At 61.9% G+C, this 19385-nt stretch carries 17 protein-coding genes; 8 read left to right on the forward strand and 9 right to left on the reverse strand.

Annotated elements, in window-relative coordinates; genetic code table 11:
- Positions 1-309: 309 nt before the first annotated feature.
- Genes BHC62_RS18215 through BHC62_RS18230 form a run of 4 tightly spaced genes read left to right on the forward strand, consistent with a single transcriptional unit; the run spans position 310 to position 3045 of the window.
- Complete coding sequence (locus tag BHC62_RS18215; protein ID WP_029300152.1) at positions 310-630, forward strand: hypothetical protein; 321 nt, start codon at positions 310-312, stop codon at positions 628-630.
- Positions 630-1490 carry a DUF72 domain-containing protein gene (locus BHC62_RS18220; RefSeq protein WP_029300151.1) on the forward strand — a complete coding sequence of 287 codons (861 nt, stop codon included), beginning with the start codon at positions 630-632 and terminating at the stop codon, positions 1488-1490. The genes BHC62_RS18215 and BHC62_RS18220 overlap by 1 nt, the downstream gene beginning before the upstream one ends.
- A gap of 25 nt (positions 1491-1515) precedes the next feature.
- A complete protein-coding gene (locus BHC62_RS18225; RefSeq protein WP_070995726.1) occupies positions 1516-2343 on the forward strand; it encodes an oxaloacetate decarboxylase in 828 nt (275 codons plus the stop codon).
- A 3-nt stretch (positions 2344-2346) separates the two neighbouring features.
- Positions 2347-3045: an extensin family protein gene (locus BHC62_RS18230; RefSeq protein ID WP_070995727.1), complete on the forward strand. Its 699-nt coding sequence runs from the start codon at positions 2347-2349 to the stop codon at positions 3043-3045.
- 3 nt (positions 3046-3048) lie between these two features.
- On the opposite strand, the gene BHC62_RS18235 is transcribed toward BHC62_RS18230, so the two are convergent.
- Positions 3049-3669 carry an energy transducer TonB gene (locus BHC62_RS18235; RefSeq protein ID WP_070995728.1) on the reverse strand — a complete coding sequence of 207 codons (621 nt, stop codon included), beginning with the start codon at positions 3667-3669 and terminating at the stop codon, positions 3049-3051.
- A 95-nt stretch (positions 3670-3764) separates the two neighbouring features.
- On the opposite strand from BHC62_RS18235, the gene BHC62_RS18240 reads away from it, so the two are divergent.
- Positions 3765-4547 (forward strand): class I SAM-dependent methyltransferase, encoded by a 783-nt coding sequence (locus BHC62_RS18240; protein ID WP_029300143.1) that lies wholly within the window; start codon positions 3765-3767, stop codon positions 4545-4547.
- A gap of 95 nt (positions 4548-4642) precedes the next feature.
- Here BHC62_RS18240 and BHC62_RS18245 read toward each other — a convergent pair whose 3' ends face one another.
- The gene (locus BHC62_RS18245) at positions 4643-5278 is read right to left on the reverse strand and encodes a TetR/AcrR family transcriptional regulator (RefSeq protein ID WP_029300141.1); all 636 of its coding nucleotides are present in this window, start codon (positions 5276-5278) and stop codon (positions 4643-4645) included.
- A 92-nt stretch (positions 5279-5370) separates the two neighbouring features.
- On the opposite strand from BHC62_RS18245, the gene BHC62_RS18250 reads away from it, so the two are divergent.
- Positions 5371-6474, forward strand: a complete 1104-nt coding sequence (locus tag BHC62_RS18250) for an efflux RND transporter periplasmic adaptor subunit (protein ID WP_029300140.1) — start codon at positions 5371-5373, stop codon at positions 6472-6474.
- 6 nt (positions 6475-6480) lie between these two features.
- The gene (locus BHC62_RS18255; RefSeq protein ID WP_070995729.1) at positions 6481-9546 is read left to right on the forward strand and encodes an efflux RND transporter permease subunit; all 3066 of its coding nucleotides are present in this window, start codon (positions 6481-6483) and stop codon (positions 9544-9546) included.
- Between the two features lie 427 nt (positions 9547-9973).
- On the opposite strand, the gene BHC62_RS18260 is transcribed toward BHC62_RS18255, so the two are convergent.
- The 3 genes from BHC62_RS18260 to plsB are packed head-to-tail and all read right to left on the reverse strand — an operon-like array spanning position 9974 to position 13646.
- Positions 9974-10660: a DUF4197 domain-containing protein gene (locus tag BHC62_RS18260; protein WP_029300137.1), complete on the reverse strand. Its 687-nt coding sequence runs from the start codon at positions 10658-10660 to the stop codon at positions 9974-9976.
- A gap of 25 nt (positions 10661-10685) precedes the next feature.
- Positions 10686-11090, reverse strand: a complete 405-nt coding sequence (locus BHC62_RS18265; RefSeq protein ID WP_029300136.1) for a YbaY family lipoprotein — start codon at positions 11088-11090, stop codon at positions 10686-10688.
- Positions 11091-11141: 51 nt separating this feature from the next.
- Entirely contained in the window at positions 11142-13646 is a 2505-nt protein-coding gene (gene plsB, locus BHC62_RS18270) for a glycerol-3-phosphate 1-O-acyltransferase PlsB (RefSeq protein ID WP_070995730.1), read from the reverse strand.
- Between the two features lie 179 nt (positions 13647-13825).
- On the opposite strand from plsB, the gene BHC62_RS18275 reads away from it, so the two are divergent.
- Complete coding sequence (locus BHC62_RS18275; RefSeq protein ID WP_003189131.1) at positions 13826-14035, forward strand: cold-shock protein; 210 nt, start codon at positions 13826-13828, stop codon at positions 14033-14035.
- Positions 14036-14119: 84 nt separating this feature from the next.
- On the opposite strand, the gene BHC62_RS18280 is transcribed toward BHC62_RS18275, so the two are convergent.
- The 4 genes from BHC62_RS18280 to BHC62_RS18295 form a co-directional block, all read right to left on the reverse strand.
- The gene (locus BHC62_RS18280) at positions 14120-14497 is read right to left on the reverse strand and encodes a hypothetical protein (protein ID WP_029300131.1); all 378 of its coding nucleotides are present in this window, start codon (positions 14495-14497) and stop codon (positions 14120-14122) included.
- A gap of 73 nt (positions 14498-14570) precedes the next feature.
- On the reverse strand, positions 14571-15380 hold the full coding sequence (locus BHC62_RS18285) for a putative RNA methyltransferase (protein ID WP_029300130.1): 810 nt from the start codon (positions 15378-15380) through the stop codon (positions 14571-14573).
- The gene (gene dapE, locus BHC62_RS18290) at positions 15380-16531 is read right to left on the reverse strand and encodes a succinyl-diaminopimelate desuccinylase (RefSeq protein ID WP_029300128.1); all 1152 of its coding nucleotides are present in this window, start codon (positions 16529-16531) and stop codon (positions 15380-15382) included. Before dapE ends, BHC62_RS18285 begins: the two co-directional genes overlap by 1 nt.
- 244 nt (positions 16532-16775) lie before the next feature.
- The gene (locus BHC62_RS18295; protein ID WP_070995731.1) at positions 16776-19367 is read right to left on the reverse strand and encodes a glycosyltransferase; all 2592 of its coding nucleotides are present in this window, start codon (positions 19365-19367) and stop codon (positions 16776-16778) included.
- Positions 19368-19385: the final 18 nt, after the last annotated feature.

Below are 19385 nucleotides of genomic sequence, written 5' to 3' on the forward strand. Positions count from 1 at the left end.
CATTGCCCTGAGGTTTTTCGCGAGCAAGCTCGCTCCTACAGTGGGCGGGGTTGGACGCCTGCCGGTATTTTGTAGGAGCGAGCTTGCTCGCGAAGGTCGTTACCGATAACCCGGGGAATCTGACTCCCCGCGTTGCCCTCAGGTTTTTCGCGAACAAGCTCGCTCCTACAGGGGAGTGCATCGCCAATCGTCAGAATTTGCCCCGGGGTTTAAACCTTTACCCGTTTATGTGTTCTAGTTATCACCAGAGCATTTGCGCGCCAAGGAAAGTGCCGCTAAATTGCCATCATTGATCACGGATCTGCATGCATGCGTATAGACGGTTTCTCCTCCCAGTCCTACCCCCTCAAGCGCAAGCCTCGCAAGGCGAACGTGAAGGTAGACGAGTCCGTCGAAGAATCCCCCGATTTTATTGAAGTCCAGCCCGAAACATCCCAGGGTGCAGCGGTTTCGGCCCGCTCCCAAGGTGCCAGTGGCGCGCGGATCGGCGGCGTTCCGGCCCGCCAACAAGACATGATCTTCCCGCGATCCATGAGCAAGAACGTCGCCACGGCCCTGGCCAGCTACCTGACCACTGCCGGCTTTGTCGAATGGGATATGGAAGTGCTGGGTCTCGATATCCACATCTGATGCTGTTGCCTTATTTTCTCGGTTGCCCGTCCTGGAGTGAAAACGCCTGGCGCGAGTACCTGTATCCGCAAGACGCCCGCGCCACGGATTTTCTTGGGCTGTATTGCCAGGTGTTCAACGCCTGCGAGGGCAACACCACGTTCTACGCGCGGCCCTCAGTCGCTACAGTGCAACGTTGGGCCGAGATCATGCCCGCGCACTTTCGCTTTACCGCCAAATTCCCCGGGGATATCAGCCACAGCGCTGACCTGCGCGAACAGTTGCCCGCCGCCGAAAGCTTCCTCGGCTTGATGAGCCCGCTGGGTGAGCGGGTTTCGCCACTGTGGTTGCAACTGCCCGCCAGCTTCACCCCGCAGCGCCTGGGTGAACTGGCAGGCTTTATCGACGGCCTGGAGCGCCCGTTGGCGGTCGAAGTGCGGCACCGTGAGTTCTTCGCCAAGGGCGACGCCGAGCGCAGCCTCAACCGCCTGCTGCGTGACCGTGGTGTCGAGCGCATCTGCCTCGACCCGCGGGCTCTGTTCAGTTGCACGTCAACCTCGGCGGCGGTGCTCCACGCCCAATCGAAAAAGCCCAAGGTCCCACCCCGGCCCGCGGCCTTGACCCAGTTTCCCCAGGTGCGTTTTATCGGCCACCCGGAGCTGGAAGCCAACGATCCGTTCCTGGTGCCGTGGGTGGAAAAAGTCGCTGGCTGGATCGAAGAAGGGCGCACGCCCTACGTGTTCCTGCACACGTCGGACAACCGCCTGGCGGCCCAACTGGCCATGCGCTTTCATCAGCAATTGATGGCGCGTTTGCCGGGGTTGCCGGCGTTGGCGCAGTTGCATCGGGAACCCGCGGTGGAGCAACTGGGGTTACTCTAGGGTTCTTTTGTGCCTGGAGTCAGTCATGGATGCCCAAACCCTTCGCGCCGAATCCTTTAAAGCCCTGCACGAGCGTGATCGTGCATTCGTCATGCCCAATCCGTGGGACGCCGGCTCCGCCAAGATGCTCGCCAGCCTTGGTTTTGAAGCCTTGGCCACCACCAGCGCGGGGTTTGCCTTCAGTCTTGGGCGGCCTGATGCCGAAGGTGCGCTGTCGCTGGAAGATACCCTGGGTAACGCTGGGATGATCGTCCAGGCTACCGCGCTGCCGGTGGCGGCGGACCTGGAAAACGGTTTCAGCGATACGCCTCAAGGTTGTGCCCAGAGCCTATTGCGCGCTGCCGCCACCGGCATCGTCGGCGGTTCTATCGAAGACGCGACCGGGATTGCGGTCGACCCGATCTACCCCTTTGATCTGTCTGTTGAACGCATCGAGGCTGCCGTCGCTGCGGCACGCAGCTTGCCATTCCCCTTCATGCTGACGGCCCGTGCGGAAAACCTCCTACATGGTCGCCTGGATCTGCCCGACACTATTCGCCGTTTGCAGGCCTACGCCGAAGCAGGCGCCGACGTGCTGTATGCGCCGGGCCTGCGCAGTGCTGAGGAAGTACTGGCGGTGGTGCGGGCGGTGGCGCCAAAGCCGGTGAATGTGTTGATGTCAGGTGGCCTCAAGCTCTCGGTGGCGCAACTGAGCGAGATGGGCGTCAGGCGCATTAGCGTCGGCTCGGCCATGGCCCTGGCGGCCTATGGGGCGTTCTTCAGGGCCGCGCGGGAGGTTCAGGAACTGGGAACCTTCACTTTTACCGAGCGCTCGATGCCGTTCAGCCAGGCCAATCAGTTGTTCAAGGGTTGAGTCGTGGCTTTTTTCAAAGTGTTGGGTGTGTTGCTGCTACTCGCCGGAGGCCTACTCGTGGGCATCTGGCGCGGCTGGGTGCCGGTGCCGGCCGAGTGGAACCCCTGGGCGCCGCTGGACGTGCAGGCGGCTCCCAACGTGCTGACGCGGTTCAAGCTCGGGCGTTTGCAGGATGATCCCGCGCTGTGCGACCTGGTGCTGAAAACCTCCGGGCTGCGGGTCAGCCATCAAGCGGACAGCCCGGTGGATGCGGCGTGCCCATTGCGCAACGTCCTGCGGGTACAGGGTGCGGAGGTGGGGTTGAGCAGCAGTTTTCTCGCCAGTTGCCCGTTGGCGGTGGCGTTTGCCCTGTTCGAGCGCCACAGCTTGCAGCCGGCCGCCCAGGCAGTGTTTGGCCAGGCGGTGACGCGGGTCGATCACTTGGGCAGTTTTGCCTGTCGCAATATGTATGGGCGTGAGCAAGGGCAACTCAGCCAGCATGCCTCGGCCAATGCCCTGGACATCGCCGGGTTCCGCCTGGCGGACGGGCGCAGTATCAATGTATTGAAGGATTGGCCAGGGAAGGGGGCCAACGCGCGCTTTCTGCGCCAGGTGCGCGACAGTGCATGCAACGATTTCAACGTGGTCTTGAGCCCGGACTACAACGCCGCCCATCGCAACCATTTCCATCTGGATATGGGCCGTTGGTGGGTGTGCCGCTAAAGGTCAGGCCGCCAGGCGCAGGTTGTTGAGGATCAGTGGGCGCGCCCAGCCGCAATCGAAGTCCAGGGCCTTTTGCTGCTGCACCCGTTCTTCTTCGGGGTAAGGTTCGGCTGCCGGTGGCAGCAGGTCCAGTTCGAATTCGGCGATCGGCAGGAACAACGGCTTGGGTTGCGGCGCCGGGCCTGGCTCGGGCAGTGGCTGGCCGGCGGTCAGGACGATCGGCCGTACCCAGCCACTTTCGAAATTCTGCTGGCGCTGCTGGGCGACGATTTCATCCTCCGGGAACGGCACGGCCGCCGGTGGCAGCAGGTCCAGCTCGAATTCGGCAATCGGCAGGAACAGCGGCTCAGGCGGGGCGATCTCGGTGTCCTGTACATCGCAGTGACGCTGGGTAACGATTTGCGTCAGCAGGTCGCTGCCGGCGCGGGGCTCGACTGAGGCATCCACCGGCACCGGTTCTGCAGCCACCTGCGCACCTGGCTCCTGGCCAAGTTGCTCGGCCAACGCCCGGGCGAAGAAGTCCTGCCACACATGACTGACGCCGGCCAGCGCTTGGGTATTGCGCAGGCCGAAGTGGTTGTGGGTCGGCAGTACACCGGTGAATAGGGAATGAATGTCTGACATTTCTCTCGGTCGACGCTCAGGGTCTGGCAAAATGCCTGATCCTTTTTTATCGGCCGCTTTCTGCCGATCCTTAATATTTTTGAGCGTAGTAAACGATGAGCGAACAACCCGCGGCCAGCCGCATTCGGGTCGAGGCCTTGGCCGACGGTTTCCAGGCCCGCGCCCAGCAATGGGCCGAGCAGCTTGGCCTGCCTTTGCAGTTGGCAGACGCCGATTTTGCCCTGCAAGTGGGTGAGCATGGCCTGCAACTGCAACAGTTGGGGCCTGATGCGCCTGGCCCGGTGCGGGTGGATTTTGTCGAGGGCGGCGCGGCCCATCGCCGGCTCTACGGCGGTGGCAGCGGGCAGATGATTGCCAAGGCGGTTGGCGTGTCCCAAGGTGTGCGGCCCCGGGTGCTGGATGCCACGGCCGGCCTGGGCAAGGACGCGTTCGTATTGGCCAGCCTGGGCTGTGAGATGAGCCTGATCGAGCGGCAACCGTTGATTGGTGCCTTGCTCGAAGATGGCCTGGCGCGCGGTGCTGATGATTTTGAAGTAGCGCCGATTGTCGCGCGAATGACCTTGCTCAAGGGCAACTCCATTGAGGTGATGCGCAATTGGGAAGGTGAGCCGCCGCAGGTCATCTACCTGGACCCGATGTTTCCCCATCGTGAGAAAACCGCCCTGGTGAAGAAAGAAATGCGCTTGTTTCGCCCGCTGGTGGGCGACGATCCGGATGCCCCGGCGTTGCTGGCGGCGGCCTTGGCCCTGGCCAGCCACCGGGTGGTGGTCAAGCGCCCGCGCAAGGCGCCGTGCATTGACGGGCCCAAGCCGAGCCACGCGCTGGACGGCAAATCCAGCCGGTACGATATTTACCCTAAAAAAGCACTCAAGGCCTGAGGGCCTCATCGCCGGCGAGCCGGCTCCTACAATAAACGCAATCACCTTGTAGGAGCCGGCTTGCCGGCGATGGCTTCAGATCGATCAACGACTGTTCAAGGTCGATACGCCCGCATAAACAACCCCACCACTTCCTGCACATGCTCCTCGGCGGCCGCTTCGCTCAAGCGTTCACCGCAGCCATACAGCAAGCAGAAATTCGCCGTGCCCTTGAGCAGGCAAAAAAAGTGCTCGGCGGCGGTAAACGGCTTGTCGATGCTCAATGCACCGCTCTGGTTGATCTTGCCCAGCAAGCGCTCCATCCCCTGCAGCATCCGCATGGGGCCGGCTTCGAAGAAGATCTGTGACAGCTTCGGATCCTGATTGCCCGACGTCATCATCAACCGGTGCAGGTTCACCGACTCCTCGCTGTTGATCAGCAGGTGAAAACCACGGGCGATGTTCAGCAACACCTTCTCCACCGGCACGCCGTCGGGCAATTCGAAATACATCACCGGCAACTGGGCTTCGCACTTGGCTTCGACGGCGGCGGTGAACAGCGTTTCTTTGTCGGTGAAGTGGCTGTAGACCGTCAGTTTCGACACGCCAGCCTCAAGGGCTACTGCATCCATGCTGGTACTTGCGTAACCGTTGCTCAAAAACAGGACTTTTGCCGCGTCGAGGATTGCCTGGCGTTTTGCCATGTCCTTGGGACGCCCGGGGCTATTGGTGTTTACAGGATTGTCGGACATTTTCACTTTAATACTGGACTGGTGAGTTTGGTATTAATAACATACCGGCCAGTATAATTATTCCAAGCACCATTTGCGAAAGGTCCTTCAGCATGCGCAGCATTTTCCTGCCCCTCGCGTTGCCTGTCAGCCTGGCTTTCTTGTTGGCTGGCTGTGGCCATGAAGAAGCGGCCCAAACCACCGTCCGTCCGGCCATGGTGGTGCAGCCACAGCCTTCGGCGCTGGCGATGGACAGCTATCCTGGCGAGGTTCGCGCCCGTTATGAGCCTGACTTGGCCTTTCGCATTGGGGGCAAAGTCAGCCGACGGCTGGTGGAGGAGGGCGAGCGCGTCAAGGCCAACCAGCCGCTGGCAGAGCTCGACCCCCAGGATGTGCGCCTGCAACTGCAGGCCACCCGCGCCCAGGTTACGGCGGCTGAAGCCAATCTGAGCCTGGTGCGGGCCGAGCGGGATCGCTACAAGACCCTGATGGACCGTCAGATGGTCAGCCGCTCCCAGTACGACAATTCCGAAAACCTCTACCGCTCAGGTCTCGCACGCCTGCAACAGATCAAGGCCGAATTCGACGTGGCCAACAACCAGGCCGGCTATGCCGTGCTGCGCGCGCCCCAGGACGGCGTGGTGGCCAAGCGTGCGGTGGAAGTCGGGCAAGTGGTAGCTGCCGGGCAGACCGTGTTCACCTTGGCCACCGATGGCGAGCGTGAAGTGTTGATCAGCTTCCCGGAGCAAAGCTTCGGCCGCTTCAAGGTTGGCCAGCCGGTCTCCGTGGAATTGTGGAGCCAGCCCGACCAGCGTTTTGACGGGCGCATTCGCGAGCTGTCACCGGCGGCGGACCCCAAGTCGCGCACCTTCGCCGCCCGCGTGGCCTTCAACGCCGGCAAGGTGCCAGCCGAGCTGGGGCAGAGTGCACGGGTATTTATTCAGGCTGACGGCGTGGTCCCGCTGTCGGTCCCGCTATCTGCCCTCAGCGCAGAGAACGGCGCGTCCTACGTCTGGTTGGTCAAGCCGGATAACACCCTCAAGCGCACAGCGGTGCGGATTGGTGCCTTTGGCGAAAAAAGCGTCCCGGTGCTCGAAGGCCTGAACCCTTCCGACTGGGTGATTGCCGCCGGTGTCCATGTGCTCCATGAGGGCCAGCAAGTACGCCCGGTGGATCGCTCCAACCGGGTGGTGAATCTGGCGGCCAACAAGGAGTAGTCCCCGATGGGTTTCAATCTTTCCGAATGGGCGTTGCGTAATCGCCAGATCGTGCTGTTCCTGATGTTGTTGCTGGCGGTTGTCGGTACGTTGTCCTACACCAAGCTAGGGCAAAGCGAAGACCCGCCGTTCACCTTCAAAGCCATGGTGATCAAGACCAACTGGCCAGGCGCCACGGCCCAGGAAGTCTCGCGTCAGGTCACCGAGCGTATTGAAAAGAAACTGATGGAGACCGGCGAGTACGAGCGCATTGTCTCGTTCTCCCGCCCCGGCGAATCCCAGGTCACGTTTATCGCGCGGGACTCGATGCACTCGGCGCAGATTCCCGACCTCTGGTACCAGGTACGCAAGAAGATCAGCGATATCCGCCAGACCCTGCCACCGGATATCCAGGGCCCGTTCTTCAACGATGAATTCGGCACCACCTTTGGCAACATCTACGCCCTGACCGGCGAGGGTTTTGACTACGCGGTGCTCAAGGACTACGCCGACCGCATCCAGATCCAGCTGCAACGGGTACCGGATGTGGGCAAGGTCGAGCTGCTGGGATTGCAGGACGAGAAGATCTGGATCGAGTTGTCCAACCTCAAGCTCGCCACCCTCGGCCTGCCCCTGGCGGCAGTGCAGCAGGCGCTGCAGGAGCAGAACGCGGTGTCTACCGCCGGCTTCTTTGAAACCCCGAGCGAGCGCGTGCAACTGCGGGTGTCGGGTAACTTCAAGACGGTTGAAGAAATCCGTAATTTCCCGATCCGCGTGGGTGATCGCACCTTCCGCATTGGCGATGTGGCCGAAATTCACCGTGGCTTCAATGACCCGCCCGCGCCGCGTATGCGTTATATGGGGGACGACGCCATCGGCCTGGCCGTGGCCATGCGCGATGGCGGTGACATCCTGGTGCTGGGCAAGGCTCTGGAAGGTGAGTTCGCACGCCTGCAGAAGAACCTTCCGGCCGGCATGGAACTGCGCAAGGTGTCGGATCAACCAGCGGCAGTGAAGACCAGCGTGGGCGAATTCGTCCAGGTGCTGGCCGAAGCGTTGGCGATTGTGTTGCTGGTGAGCTTCTTCTCCCTTGGCGTGCGCACCGGCATGGTGGTGGCACTGGCGATTCCGCTGGTGTTGGCGATGACCTTTGCCTGCATGTATTACCTGGGGATCGGCCTGCACAAGATTTCTTTGGGCGCCTTGGTCCTGGCCCTGGGCTTGTTGGTGGACGACGCGATCATTGCCGTGGAAATGATGGCGATCAAAATGGAGCAGGGCTACGACCGCCTCAAAGCCGCCAGTTTCGCCTGGACCAGTACGGCGTTTCCGATGCTGACCGGTACGTTGATCACTGCGGCCGGCTTCCTGCCGATAGCCACCGCGCAATCGAGCACCGGCGAGTACACCCGGTCGATCTTCCAGGTAGTGACCATTGCGCTGCTGGCCTCGTGGGTGGCTGCCGTGGTGTTTGTGCCCTATCTGGGGGAGAAACTCCTGCCGGATCTGGCGAAGATTCATGCCGCCAAGCACGGCACCGATGGCCCGGATCCCTACGGCACGCCGTTCTATCAGCGTGTACGACGCTGGGTGGAATGGTGCGTGCGCCGCCGCAAAACCGTGATCGTGCTGACGGTGCTCCTGTTTATCGGCTCGGTGGCACTGTTCCGCTTTGTCCCACAACAGTTCTTCCCGGCGTCCGGGCGCCTGGAGCTGATGGTCGACCTGAAACTGGCGGAAGGTGCTTCCCTGAGCAACACCGCCGATCAGGTCAAGCGCCTCGAAGCTTTGCTCAAGGAACACGCAGGGATCGACAATTACGTGGCCTATGTCGGCACCGGGTCACCGCGCTTCTACCTGCCGTTGGACCAGCAACTGCCGGCGGCCAGCTTTGCCCAGTTCGTGGTGTTGGCCAAGACCATCGAGGAGCGCGAAAGCCTGCGCACCTGGTTGATCGAGACCCTCAACGAGCAATTCCCCGACCTGCGCTCGCGGGTCACGCGCCTGGAGAACGGCCCACCGGTTGGTTATCCGGTGCAGTTTCGTGTGACCGGCGAGCACATCGAAGAAGTGCGGGCCCTGGCGCGCAAGGTCGCGGCCAAGGTGCGCGAGAATACCCACGTGGTCAACGTGCACCTGGATTGGGAAGAGCCGAGCAAGATCGTCTACCTCAATGTCGACCAGGATCGCGCCCGCGCTTTGGGTGTGAGCACCGCCAACCTGTCGAAATTCCTCCAGAGTTCCCTGACCGGTTCCAGCGTCAGCCAATACCGGGAGGACAACGAGTTGATCGAGATCCTCCTGCGCGGCACCGTGCACGAGCGCACCGAGCTGTCGCTGTTGCCGAGCCTGGCAGTACCGACCGACAACGGTACCAGCGTGGCGCTGTCGCAGATTGCCACCCTGGAATATGGCTTCGAGGAGGGCATTATCTGGCACCGCAATCGCCTGCCGACGGTGACGGTGCGCGCGGATATCTACGGCAAGGAGCAACCCGCGACCCTGGTCCAGCAGATCCTGCCGACCCTGGCCGAGGTGCGCTCCGAACTGCCGGACGGTTATCTGTTGGACGTAGGCGGCACCGTCGAGGATTCCGCCCGAGGGCAGAATTCGGTGAAGGCCGGTGTGCCGCTGTTCATTGTGGTCGTGCTGACCTTGCTGATGCTGCAACTGCGCAGCTTTTCGCGCACGGCCATGGTGTTCCTGACTGCGCCGCTGGGGCTGATCGGCGTGACGCTGTTCCTGCTGGTATTCCGCCAGCCGTTCGGTTTTGTGGCCATGCTGGGGACTATCGCGCTGTCCGGTATGATCATGCGCAACTCGGTGATCCTGGTGGATCAGATCGAGCAGGACATCAAGGCCGGCCTGGATCCGTGGCAGGCAATTATCGAGGCCACCGTGCGGCGTTTCCGGCCGATTGTGTTGACGGCGCTGGCGGCGGTGCTGGCGATGATCCCGCTGTCGCGCAGCGTGTTCTTCGGGCCGATGGCGGTGGCGATCATGGGTGGGCTGATTGTGGCGACGGCGTTGACCCTGCTGTTTTTGCCGGCACTGTATGCGGCATGGTTCCGGGTCAAGCCGAAATCGGCGTAAGGCTAGGTCAATCGGCTACAAGGTGCGGGAACTGTTTCTGGCGCACCTGCCACTCAGGGCAAACCTGGGATGCAGGTGCCTTCTCCGTGCAGCGATTGTTTGCCTGGAGAAGGCTTCATTGAGCCATGAGGACCGATCTATGATTTTAGGACTCCCGATACTTTTTAACCCTTTTTCGATGCTTGGACTCAAGTCGATGGTCTGTGGTGGGGACGGCCAACCCGCGTCGAAACCGCCATGCCATGCCAAACCCGACCCATGCCACGCCAAGCCTTGCGGTAACACCATGAAGTTCGAAGGGAAAATAACCTACGGTAACTGAAGGGAAGGGGCCTGAGTTTCAGGCCTGTCCAGAGGCGGCCCAGTAACAAAAACGCCCCGATTATTCGGGGCGTTTTTTGTTGTACAGCGGGGTGAACGAGGTGCCCTAGAGGGCGCCGAAGACTTTCTTCGCCAGGCTGGTCGCGGCGGCTGCCGGGTTCTGGCGAATGCTTTCTTCCTGCTGGGCAATCATCTTGAACAAACCGTCCAGCGCTTGTTCCGTCACATAGTTTTCGACGCTGTCGGCCTTGCCACCCAACAAGCCCATCGGGGCCTTCTTGGCGAGCGCGTTGTACTGCTGGGCGACACCGACCTTGTCTGTGGATTGCTTGACGATCGGCAGGAACTTGGCGCGGATCTGCTCGCGGCTGCTTTTGTCCAGATACTGGGTTGCCGAATCCTGGCCGCCGCTGAGGATGCCCTTGGCATCGGTCACGCTCATGTTTTTCACGGCATTCACCAGAATCGGCTGGGCCTGGGTCACGGCGGATTCGGCGGCTTTGTTCATGCTGTCTTCAAGTTGGGTGATTTGATCGCCCATGCCGAGCATTTTCAGGGCGCCGGCGGCTTTTTCCAGCTTGCCTGGCAAGCCGATCTTGACCTCGGGGTTGTTGCTGAAACCACCGGGAGTCCCCAGTTGTTTGACGGCAATCTGCGCGCCTTGGGTCAGTGCGTCCTTGAGGCCACCCGTGGCGTCGCCCTGGGACAGGTCACCAAGGGACAGGGCCATGGCGTTGGCACCGAGCAGCAGGCCGGCGCACAGGGCGCTGAGGCGAAGAGAGTTACGGAGCATGGGCGCTTCCTTTTAATCGACTGGATCAGTGGGCAACGGCGTCAACGCGCAGGCGAAGCGGCTGGGGATCCTGGCCGTTCAACTGCACCGAATGGCGCTCGGTGGTGATAAACATTAGCTTGCCATCCAGCTCGATGCGAGCGCTGACCGAATAGCTGTGGCCAGGCTTGACCTGTGCCGGGTCGTAGCTCAGGTGGAAGGGCAGCGGTACCTGCTTGCCGTTGACCGGGCCTTTTTGCTCGGCCAGGGTGACGGCGGGCGCATCGGCCAGGGACACGTCCTGCAGGCTGACGCTCAAGGTAGCGGTAGGCGGCAGGGCGATGCGTTGCAGGTAGAACACTTCGCCATCAAGGCTGGCCTTAGGGGCAGGATTCATCGAGTGGCAGGCTCCCAGCAGGGCGGTCAGGCCCAGGAGAATAATCTTTTTCATGGTACAGCTCCTTGTCAACGGCGCCAGAAACACCCTGGCGCCTTGGTAAATCTAGCGGGTTTCGTCCGGCTCGGTGTCTGGGGCTGGCGCTTCGTCGTTGCGGTGCAACGCCACCTGGCGGATCGACAGGCGAATCTCCGCGGGCAATACCCGTTTGGCTGCGCCTTCGGCCAACTCGCCGAGCAGGTCGTGGTAACTCAACTTGCCGGCTTCATCGCGGCGCAGCACATCTTGCTCGAGCAACGTCTGAATAAAATGTCGGAAAAGGCTCTTGTCGAAGAACTCTGGGGCATTCAGGCCATGCAGGATCGACAGGCGCTGGGCCATGACCGTGCACAAGTCTTCCAGTTCTTCGGCGCTGATACTGTTCTGGCCGCTGTTGAGCAGCAGGGAAATGGCCATATAGAAGCGTTGCAGGGTCTGGGCAATGCTCTTGGACAACAGGGTCAGCAGCACAAAGTTGCGCGAGCTGGGCGCCGGGCGCAGGTAGATGTTGTTTTCAAAGCGCAGCAGGCCTTGTTCCACCAGGGCTTCGAGCCACTGGTCGACCACCGCGTCCAGCTCGTCCAGGGACCAGCGGATAAACAACTCCGATTGCAGGTACGGGTAGAGCGCGCGGGTGTAGCGCAGGATCTGTTCGCGGCTCATGCGCGAGCTGCTCTGGAAGAAACTGGCGAGCAGCGCCGGCAGGGCGAAGATATGCAGCACGTTGTTGCGGTAATAGGTCATCAGGACGGCGTTTTGCTCGTCCAGATACAGGATCTTGCCCAGGGCGTCGCTCTGTTCCGACAGCAGGTTCATATCCTTGACGTGCTTGATCAGCGCCTGGCCGTCGCCCTCGGGCAGCGTGGTATGGGGCGAGTAGGGCACCCGGCGCAGCAGCGCCAGGTACAGGTCCAGCACCCGTGCCATGGCCTGGTCGTCCAGGGCCAGGCGGCTGGTTGAAAGCAGCGCCAGCGCCACCAGGTTCACCGGGTTGATCGCGGCGGCCTCGTTGAGGTGCTGGGCCACACGCTCGCCGAGGCGGTTGGTGGTTTCATTGAGCCAGGCCGGTTTGTAGTTCGGCCCCAGGTCCTGGGCGCGCCAGTCCGGTTGCTCCTGGTCGAGGAACTCAGCCAGCTTGATCGGCTCGCCGAAGTTGACCGCCACCTGGCCAAAACGCTGTTTCAAGGCGCCAATGACCTTGAAGATATCGAAGATCGACTCTTTCTTTTTCGTCGCGCCGCGCAGCTCGCCCAGGTAGGTGCGGCCTTCCAGCACCCGTTCGTAGCCGATATACACCGGCACAAACACGATGGGCATGCGCGAAGAGCGCAGGAAACTGCGCAGGGTGATCGCCAGCATCCCGGTCTTGGGTTGCAGCATGCGCCCGGTGCGCGAGCGGCCGCCCTCGACGAAGTACTCCACCGGGAAACCCTTGGTGAACAGGGTGTGCAGGTACTCGTTGAACACCGAGGTGTACAGCGGGTTGCCCTTGAACGTGCGGCGCATGAAAAACGCCCCGCCACGGCGTAGCAGGCTGCCGATCACCGGCATATTGAGGTTGATCCCGGCGGCGATGTGCGGCGGGGTCAGGCCATTCTTGAAGAGCAGGTACGACAGCAGCAGGTAGTCGATATGGCTGCGGTGGCAGGGCACGTAGATCACTTCGTAGCCCTGGGCGACCTTTTGCACACCTTCGATATTGTTGACCTTGATCCCGTCGTAGATCTTGTTCCAGAACCAGCTCAGCACCACTTCCAGGAAGCGGATGGCGGTGTAGGTGTAGTCCGAGGCGATCTCATTGCCATAGCGCAGGGCCTGGGCCTTGGCTTTTTCGGCGGTGATGTTCTCGCGCTCGGCTTCGTCGAGGATCGCCTGGCGTACCAGCGGCATGTTCACCAGGCCCTTGACCAGGTTGCGCCGGTGGGACAGGTCGGGGCCGATCACCGCCGTCTTCAGGTTGCGAAAGTGTACCCGCAGGATCCTTTGGGCCATGCGCACCGTACGTTCGTGACCTTTATTGTGCTCGATCAATTCACGCAGGTTGATTGGCGCAGAGAATTGCACACGGGTCTTGCGCCCCAGGATCAGGATGCTCAGCAGCCGGCGCAGGCGCCCGGTGACGGCCCAGCTGTCGGCGAACAGCAGTTTCCAGGGGCTCGACTCGCTGGCCGGTGACTGGCCCCAGAACACGCTGACGGGGATGATCTGGGCGTTTTCTTCGGCATGCTCGGTCAGGGTATTGACCAGGCGCGTCAAGGTCGGCGGCGCGCCGCGCTTGTCCTGGCGGCCGAGCCAGTCCGGGTCGGGCGTGAGGTAGAAAAACGCCGCCGGCTCCATCAACGGGCCGACCGACACCGGCAGCACCGGGCGCGGCAAGCCAGCCTTGGTGCACTCGGCATCCACCACGGCCAGTTCGGTCAGGGAGGGCGATTGCAGGACGTAGAACACCGGCCGGCTGCGGTCCAGGTTAAGGGTGAGGGACGACTGGTTGATCGTCTCCGAGCGAACCCAGAGGTACAACAGTCGGCGCAAGGTGCCAAATACCAGACGGCGGAACGGGGAGCGGGTCATAGGTGTGCTGCTTTGAGTGGAAAAAACCGAGCAGGCGCTCGGGCGGGTAGTGTGCCGTATTCGCCGAAAATCGGCAAAAAAGCGGCGAAGTAAAGTTGAGTTGATCGTTTTTGAGCCTGTCTTATACTCGGCAGTTCAATGCGACTGACTCAACAATAAAAACCAGTGGGAGCAAATAGATGACAACGCGCGAAACCGGCAATGTGAAGTGGTTCAACGACGCCAAGGGCTATGGCTTTATCCAGCGGGAAGACGGCAAGGATGTGTTTGTGCACTACCGCGCCATCCGCGGTGAAGGCCACCGCTCCCTGGCCGAGGGCCAGCAGGTGGAATACGCCGTGGTGACCGGCGAGAAGGGCTTGCAGGCGGAGGATGTGGTGGGCCTGTAACGCGGGTTGTTGCATGGGGGAGCTGGCTTGTGTGGGAGCTGGCCAGCTCCCACACAAGTCAGCTCCCACACTGACCGGGCTGGATCAGGCGGTTTTCCAGGTGATCTGTTCTTCACCGTCCGTGCTGATCCGAATCCAGGTGTCGGCGCTTTCTTCACCTTCCTCTTCAACCCACGTCCCCGGCGCGCAGCGCACTTCAACGTTCAGCGCGGCAAAGGCGGCGCGGGCGCAGGCGATGTCGTCTTCCCACGGGGTCTGGTCGCTTTCCAGGTACAGGCTGTTCCATTTGCCCACGGCCTTGGGCAGCCAGGTCACGGGTACGTTGCCGGCCTTGCACTTGTAGGTCTGGCCCTTTTGTACCCAGTCGGTACATGGCCCCAGGGCGGCGCCGAGCCAGGCAGCGATAGCCTTGTGGTCGACGTCGGCGTCCTTGAGGTAAATCTCGATATCGGGTTGGCGCATGGATGTTCCTCGTTGCGGGATTCGAAAATCCATTCGCGGATTCAGGGTGGGCGCAAATGCCCGGAAAAGTCGGTTATTGAAGCACGAAATAGTCGTAGCGCATCGACACGGTGACCAGCAGCGGTTCGGCCTGTTCGATCACCTGGGCGCGCCGCTCGGCACTGGCGCGCCAGCCGTGGGGTGTCATCGCCAGCAGGTTGGCGCGGTCCTTGGGCTCGGCCAGGCTGAGCTGGAACTCCAGGACTTCGCTGTGTTGCAGGCTCATGCCGTCCGGTACCAGGGCCAAGTGCTTGTCGTCGGTGTACTCACGCACTTCGTCGTACAAACGCTCGCGCAGCTCCATCAGGTGGCCGCGGGTCGGGCCGACCTTCATCAGGCCGCCGCCAGGGCTGAGCAGGCGCTTGGCTTCCTGCCAGTCCAGCGGGCTGAACACGCTGGCGAGGAACTGGCAACTGCCGTCGGCCAACGGTACGCGAGCCATGCTGGCGATCAGCCAAGTCAGCGTCGGGTTACGCTTGCACGCACGCTTGACCGCTTCCTTGGAGATATCCAGGGCATAGCCATCGGCGCGCAGCAGGGCATCGGCGATTTGTGCGGTGTAATAACCTTCGCCGCAGCCGATATCCAGCCAGCGCTGGGGTTTGCGTTCCGCTGCCAGTGCCGCCAGGCGCCTGGCCACCGGCGCGTAGTGCCCGGCATTGAGGAAGTCGCGGCGCGCCTCCACCATCGCCAGGTTATCGCCCGGGTCGCGGCTGTTCTTGTGCTGCACCGGCAACAGGTTCAGATAACCCTGGCGGGCCCGGTCGAAACGGTGTCCGGCGGGGCACACCACGCCATTGTCCACCTCATTGAGTGGCGCACTGCAAATGGGGCAGGCGAGCATCAGGCGAGCAACTTGATCAGGGTCTGGTAGTAGATTTCGGTCAGCACATCGAGGTCGCTGGCCAGGATGCGTTCGTTGACCTGATGGATCGTCGCATTGACCGGGCCCAGTTCCACCACTTGGGTACCGAGGGTCGCGATAAAGCGCCCGTCGGACGTGCCACCGCTGGTGGACGCCTTGGTCTCGCGCCCGGTGATGGCCTTGATGCTGGCAGACACCGCATCGAGCAGTGCGCCGGGTTCGGTGAGGAACGGCAGGCCCGACAGCGCCCATTCCACATGCCAGTCCAGGCCATGTTTGTCGAGAATCGCCGCGACCCGCTGCTGCAGGCCTTCGACGGTGGACTCGGTGGAGAACCGGAAGTTGAACACCGCCGTCAGGTCGCCGGGGATCACGTTGGTGGCGCCGGTGCCGGAGTTGAGGTTGGAGATCTGGAAGCTGGTCGGCGGGAAGAAGGTGTTGCCGTCATCCCAATGCTCGGCGGCCAGTTCCGCCAGCGCCGGGGCGGCCAGGTGGATCGGGTTCTTAGCCAGGTGCGGGTAGGCCACGTGGCCTTGCACACCGCGCACGGTCAAGGTCGCGCCGAGGGAGCCACGACGGCCATTCTTGACCACGTCGCCCACCAGGGTGGTGCTCGACGGCTCGCCAACGATGCACCAGTCCAGGCGCTCCTTGCGCGCCGCCAGGCGCTCGATCACCGCTTTGGTGCCGTGGTGTGCCGGGCCTTCTTCGTCGCTGGTGATCAGGAAGGCTACCGAACCTTTGTGGTCCGGGTAGTCCTTCACAAAGCGTTCGGACGCTACCAGCATGGCGGCCAGGCTGCCTTTCATGTCGGCTGCGCCACGCCCGCACAACATGCCGTGTTCGTCGATCAGCGCGTCGAACGGATCATTCTGCCAGGCCTGCACCGGGCCGGTCGGGACCACGTCGGTGTGGCCGGCGAAGCACAGTACCGGACCTTCATGCTTGCCGTGGGTGGCCCAGAAGTTATCCACATCTTCGATACGCATCGGCTCAAGCGCAAAGCCGGCGTCGCCCAGGCGTTGCATCATCAGCTTCTGGCAGTCAGCGTCGACAGGCGTTACCGACGGGCGACGGATCAGGTCGATAGCGAGTTGGAGGGTCGGCGAAAGGTCGGCGTGGGCCGTCATGGGGAAGCTCCGAAAGCGTGTTATGGGCGCAGGACGAATGTGCAACAGCAGCGCGATTCCAATGTGGGAGCGGGCTTGCCCGCGATTGCGGCGGATCAGTCAGTGCATCGGTTACTGACAGACCGCTATCGCGGGCAAGCCCGCTCCCCCATAAAGCATGGCCTGGGCCATGCTCTGCAAAAGGGCCGTTATCTTATAGCAAAACGGCGACCAGAGGCCGCCGTTTAGTGGATTGCGCAAGTTTTTACGCCGCTGGGGCGGGCTCCACCACCGCTGCCGGTTTAGGCAGTGACGAGAGGAACGCCATGATCAACGCCGCCACATACGGCAACGATTGCACCAGCAACATCACCACCCAGAAGCGCATGTCATTGCTCGGCAGGCCTTGCACCAGGTAAATCCCCAGCGCTGCGCCCCACAGCAGCAACATGATGAACATCTCCTCCCGAGCCTCGGAAATCGCTACCCAGAAGCCGTGGTTATCCGCGTTTTTCGGTGTACGAAAGAACGGAATACTGGTGGTGAAGAAACCATACAGCACCGCCTTGGCGATGGTATGGGACAACGCCAACCCGGCCAGGGCCGCGCAGAACGCATCCTTGAGGTTCACACCCACGGCGCGACGGTAGAGGAAGATGATCTTGCCGACCTTGAACACGAATAGCGCCAACGGCGGGATTGCGAAGATCAGCAGGGGCGGATCGACCCGGGTCGGCACAATGATCATCGCCGCCGACCACAACAAGGCACCGACGGTGAAGAAGATATTCATGCCGTCCGCCACCCACGGCAGCCAGCCCGCGAGGAAGTGGTAGCGCTGGCCACGGGTCAGTTCCGTGTCCTTGCCACGCAACAGGCTGGCGGTGTGGCGCTTGATGATCTGGATCGCGCCGTAGGCCCAGCGGAAGCGCTGCTTCTTGAAGTCGATAAAGGTATCGGGCATCAAGCCCTTGCCGTAGCTGGTGTGGTAGTAGGCAGCCGACAGACCTTTCTCGAACACCCGTAGGCCCAGTTCCGCATCTTCACAGATACACCAGTCGGCCCAGCCCAGCTCTTCGAGCACCGAGCGGCGGGTCATGGTCATGGTGCCGTGCTGGATGATGGCGTCGCGGTCGTTGCGCGTGACCATGCCGATATGGAAGAAGCCTTTGTATTCGGCGTAGCAGAGCTTCTTGAAGGTGCTTTCGTTCTGGTCGCGGTAATCCTGGGGCGATTGCACCACGGCGATTTTCGGGTCGGCGAAGTGCGGCACCATGTGTTTGAGCCAGTTGGGCGACACGCAGTAGTCCGAGTCGATCACCGCGATCACTTCGGCGTCCTTGGCGGTGTGCGGGATCAAGTAGTTCAGCGCGCCGCCCTTGAAACCGGCCAGGGGCGCGACGTGGAAGAACTTGAAGCGCGGGCCCAGCGTCTCACAGTAGTCGCGCACCGGTTCCCACACGGCCGGGTCCTTGGTGTTGTTGTCGATGATCAGGACTTCGTAGTCCGGGTAGTCGAGGGCGGCCAGGGCGTCGAGGGTCTGTTTGACCATTTCCGGTGGCTCGTTGTAGCACGGCACATGGATCGACACTTTCGGGCGGTAGTCCGAATCACCTTCCACCGGTAGGAATTCGCGGCGGCGCTTGTGGGTCCAGACCGCTTCCGCCAGCTCATGGGCCTCGGTTAGCAGCACAATAAACACCCCAAGCGCGCCGAGGGCCAGCAAGACGCCCACCGTCAGGCTGAACCACGTGCTGTATTGCTGGCTGTAGTCGTAGCCGATCCATACCAGCACCGAGCCACACAGGAACGCAATAAAGGTCAGGAAGGTACGGCCACGCTGGCGCAGGGCCGAGCCGTCGATCATCAGCAGGGTCAGCGACAGCAGCGCCAGCACCACCGAGCCGATGGCCAGCACCCGCCATTGCGGAATCGCTACCACCGGGCCTTCAAAATTGAATTTCTGCTGGCGCGCGGCGTTGAACACACCCCAATAGGCGCCCACCGAGCCTTCGTCACTAGCCTTCCAAGGTTGGTCGAAGGCTTCGATCACGAAGTAGTTGTAGCCCTGGCGGTTCAGTTTGTTGACCAGGGTACGCAGGTAAATGGCCTGGTCGGCAGGCGACGCGTCCGCGCCACCGCGCATGCGGCCATTGCTCGGCCAGCCGACTTCCGACAGCAACAGCGGCTTTTTCGGGAAGGTCTTCTTCAGATCCTTGGCGCGGTCAAGGACGAATTGCCCGGCCTGGGCCATGGGAATATGTTCCCAATACGGCAGGACGTGCGCGGCGATCAGGTCGACATGCTTGCCCAGTTGCGGGTTGTGCTCCCAGATATGCCACTGCTCTGAGGTGGTCACTGGCACTTTGACAGCGGCGCGCACCCGGTCCAGCAGCACAATCAGCTCGTCGGCGGTGATTTCCTTGCGGAAGATCGCCTCGTTGCCGACCACCACACGTACCACGCTGCGCGAGGTGTTGGCGATCTCGATGGCACGCTGGATCTCACGCTCGTTGCGCTCCAGGTCCGGGCTGATCCAGATCCCCAGGGTCACGCGCAGGCCGAATTCTTCCGCCAGCTTGGGGATGTCCCCCAGGGTGCCGTCGACCGAATAGGTACGGATGTTGTCCGTCAGCTTGCTCATGATCGCAAGGTCCTGACGCATCTGTTCGTCGGTCGGGTACTGGTCTTTCTGCGGGTACTGGCCTTGCTGGAACGGCGAGTACGAAAACCCGGAGATCTGCTGTGGCCAGTTGGGAGTAGTGACCGGGCGGTTGATCAGCGCCCAGAAACCGGTGAACAGCGCGGCAATCGCCAGCACTACCACCAGGTTGAGTCCAAATTTACGCGATGACATAGCTATTTCGGGTTCCAA

Origin of the sequence: Pseudomonas sp. 06C 126 (assembly GCF_001855215.1) — a bacterium.
Lineage (GTDB): Bacteria > Pseudomonadota > Gammaproteobacteria > Pseudomonadales > Pseudomonadaceae > Aquipseudomonas > Aquipseudomonas proteolytica.

Excerpts from the sequence above, each read along its gene's own strand:
- BHC62_RS18235 (WP_070995728.1), bottom strand. The coding sequence starts at position 3,669 with ATGTCAGACATTCATTCCCTATTCACCGGTGTACTGCCGACCCACAAC.
- BHC62_RS18275 (WP_003189131.1), top strand. The coding sequence starts at position 13,826 with ATGACAACGCGCGAAACCGGCAATGTGAAGTGGTTCAACGACGCCAAG.
- BHC62_RS18295 (WP_070995731.1), bottom strand. The coding sequence starts at position 19,367 with ATGTCATCGCGTAAATTTGGACTCAACCTGGTGGTAGTGCTGGCGATT.
- BHC62_RS18215 (WP_029300152.1), top strand. The coding sequence starts at position 310 with ATGCGTATAGACGGTTTCTCCTCCCAGTCCTACCCCCTCAAGCGCAAG.
- BHC62_RS18260 (WP_029300137.1), bottom strand. The coding sequence starts at position 10,660 with ATGCTCCGTAACTCTCTTCGCCTCAGCGCCCTGTGCGCCGGCCTGCTG.
- BHC62_RS18250 (WP_029300140.1), top strand. The coding sequence starts at position 5,371 with ATGCGCAGCATTTTCCTGCCCCTCGCGTTGCCTGTCAGCCTGGCTTTC.
- BHC62_RS18280 (WP_029300131.1), bottom strand. The coding sequence starts at position 14,497 with ATGCGCCAACCCGATATCGAGATTTACCTCAAGGACGCCGACGTCGAC.
- BHC62_RS18255 (WP_070995729.1), top strand. The coding sequence starts at position 6,481 with ATGGGTTTCAATCTTTCCGAATGGGCGTTGCGTAATCGCCAGATCGTG.
- BHC62_RS18240 (WP_029300143.1), top strand. The coding sequence starts at position 3,765 with ATGAGCGAACAACCCGCGGCCAGCCGCATTCGGGTCGAGGCCTTGGCC.
- plsB (WP_070995730.1), bottom strand. The coding sequence starts at position 13,646 with ATGACCCGCTCCCCGTTCCGCCGTCTGGTATTTGGCACCTTGCGCCGA.
- dapE (WP_029300128.1), bottom strand. The coding sequence starts at position 16,531 with ATGACGGCCCACGCCGACCTTTCGCCGACCCTCCAACTCGCTATCGAC.
- BHC62_RS18265 (WP_029300136.1), bottom strand. The coding sequence starts at position 11,090 with ATGAAAAAGATTATTCTCCTGGGCCTGACCGCCCTGCTGGGAGCCTGC.
- BHC62_RS18285 (WP_029300130.1), bottom strand. The coding sequence starts at position 15,380 with ATGCTCGCCTGCCCCATTTGCAGTGCGCCACTCAATGAGGTGGACAAT.
- BHC62_RS18225 (WP_070995726.1), top strand. The coding sequence starts at position 1,516 with ATGGATGCCCAAACCCTTCGCGCCGAATCCTTTAAAGCCCTGCACGAG.
- BHC62_RS18245 (WP_029300141.1), bottom strand. The coding sequence starts at position 5,278 with ATGTCCGACAATCCTGTAAACACCAATAGCCCCGGGCGTCCCAAGGAC.
- BHC62_RS18220 (WP_029300151.1), top strand. The coding sequence starts at position 630 with ATGCTGTTGCCTTATTTTCTCGGTTGCCCGTCCTGGAGTGAAAACGCC.